Raw genomic sequence first — 1,893 nt, forward strand, 5'->3', positions numbered from 1 at the left:
CATCAATCTGGGCCAGGGCTTCCCCGACACCGACGGCCCCGAGGACCCCGCATCCCGCGGGCCACGGTCGGGGGCCGGCCCCCGAACCCCCGCGCCTCAATCGCCGGCGAGGCTGGATTTCGTGCCTCGGCCCGGCCTGAAGCGCTGGGGTGGTGCGGCTCGGCCCGGCCGGAAGGGCTGGGATGGTGCGGCTCGGCGCCGGAGAGGCTGGGTCGCGCGGCTCAAACGCCGACGGGGCGGGACAGGTGCGCCTCCATCGCCAGCAGGACCGGAGTGGCGCTGCTCAAACACCAGCGGAGCCGGGTGGGTGGGGTTCAGCTCCTCGGGGGGAGCCGGGCCTCGCGTACCGGCTCTCCAGCGACGCGGGACACCGGGCCTCGGCCCCTCCGGCCCGAACAGCGCAGGGCCCTCCATTCCAGCCCGTCCGGGGGCACCTCCCAGAGACAGCTCTGGGGGAGCTTGAGGACGGACCCCGCGCCACAGGTGGCCCGAGCGATAGCAACCCGTCCGGGCCCGCCCCCGGCACCCGCGGGGCCCGGGCGGGAGGTGGCCGATCGGGGGCGGGTCAGCGGGGGCGGCGGGGGCGTTTGGTGGGCTTGGGGGTGCGGGAGGAGGGCTTGCCCTGGTTGGGCTTGCGGCGCGGCGCCGGAGGCGCGGAGCGCTTCTCCTTCGGCTGGGCGGGAGCCTGCGCACGGCCCCGGGTGCTGTTCACCGTCCGGCCGCGGACGATCCCGATGAAGTCCTCCACCAGATCGGTGGTCTCCTCCTCCGGCCACGACAGCGCCACCCGCGACTCCGGCGCGCCGCCCACCGGCCGGTAGGTGAGGTCCTTGCGGTGGTGCAGCCGGGCGAGCGACTGCGGCACGATCAGCAGCCCCACCCCCGCCGCCACCAGCTCCACGGCGTCCGCCGTCGTCTCCGGGCGCTCGTTCGCGGGCCGCCCCGGCGGGTGCTCCCAGTCCAGGGTGTCGTCGAGGGGGTGCAGCACGATGTCATCGGCCAGATCCTCCACCGACACCTCGTCGACCGCCGCCACGAGGTGGTCCTTCGGGACCACGACCACGGTGGTCTCCGTGTAGAGGGGGATCGCGCTGAGGCCGGTCCGGTCGACGGGCAACCGCACGAACCCCGCGTCCGCGCCGCCGCCCCGCAGCACGTCGGGCGCCTCGGCCGGGGAGACCGGGACGAGGGTCAGCGGGACACCGGGCAGCCGCTCGTTCCAGATACGCACCCACTTGGTGGGTGTCACCCCCGGGACGTACGCGAGCCGGAAGGAAGGGGTTGTTTCCGAGCCTGTCACCCGCCCAGATTACCGGTGGTGGTCGGAGCCGGCGCACACGCTCGATACTCTTGGCTCCATGAAGTCGCACCAGACCGCCCAGACGATGAAGCCCGCGACCGCGGCGAAGAAGCTGGGTGTGTACCTTGAGGCCACCCCCGCAGAGTTCCAGGAGGGTGTCGTCTCGCGCACCGAGCTGAACGCACTCCAGACCGACCCGCCCGAGTGGCTGACCGAACTGCGGCGCACCGGCCCGCACCCCCGTCCGGTGGTGGCGGCGAGGCTGGGCGTCTCCATCGCGGGCCTGGCCCGCGGCGGGGTCACCGAGCCCCTCACCACCGAGCAGATCGACGCGCTGAAGAAGGACAGCCCCGAGTGGCTGGAGAAGGAGCGCGCCACCCAGGCCGAGGTCCGCAGGGAAGCCGCGCGCATCAAGGAGAAGAAGGCCGGACAGGCGGAGCGCCCGCGCCCCTGACCCCCGGTCCGCGTGCCCCTCATGGAGGCCGTGGGTGATCCTCACCTCATCTGGTGAGGGTGCCCCCCCCCCCCCCGCCCCGGGCCCCCCCCCCCCCCCCCGGGGGGGGGGCGGCCCCCCCGCCCCCCCGGGGGTGCCG

General features: G+C 74.9%; 2 protein-coding genes. One reads left to right on the top strand and one right to left on the bottom strand.

The features are described 5' to 3' along the window. Positions 1-565: 565 nt before the first annotated feature. Complete coding sequence (locus tag ABT122_RS33475) at positions 566-1,300, bottom strand: LysR family substrate-binding domain-containing protein (protein ID WP_351559952.1); 735 nt, start codon at positions 1,298-1,300, stop codon at positions 566-568. Between the two features lie 58 nt (positions 1,301-1,358). Between ABT122_RS33475 and ABT122_RS33480 the strand changes: the two genes are divergently transcribed. Beyond that, positions 1,359-1,754 (top strand): DUF5997 family protein, encoded by a 396-nt coding sequence (locus ABT122_RS33480; protein ID WP_351559954.1) that lies wholly within the window; start codon positions 1,359-1,361, stop codon positions 1,752-1,754. Positions 1,755-1,893: the final 139 nt, after the last annotated feature.

Source organism: Streptomyces sp. NPDC001985 (genome assembly GCF_040296845.1).
Lineage (GTDB): Bacteria > Actinomycetota > Actinomycetes > Streptomycetales > Streptomycetaceae > Streptomyces.

Coding starts and splice junctions, on each gene's coding strand:
- ABT122_RS33480 (WP_351559954.1), top strand. CDS start 1,359: ATGAAGTCGCACCAGACCGCCCAGACGATGAAGCCCGCGACCGCGGCG.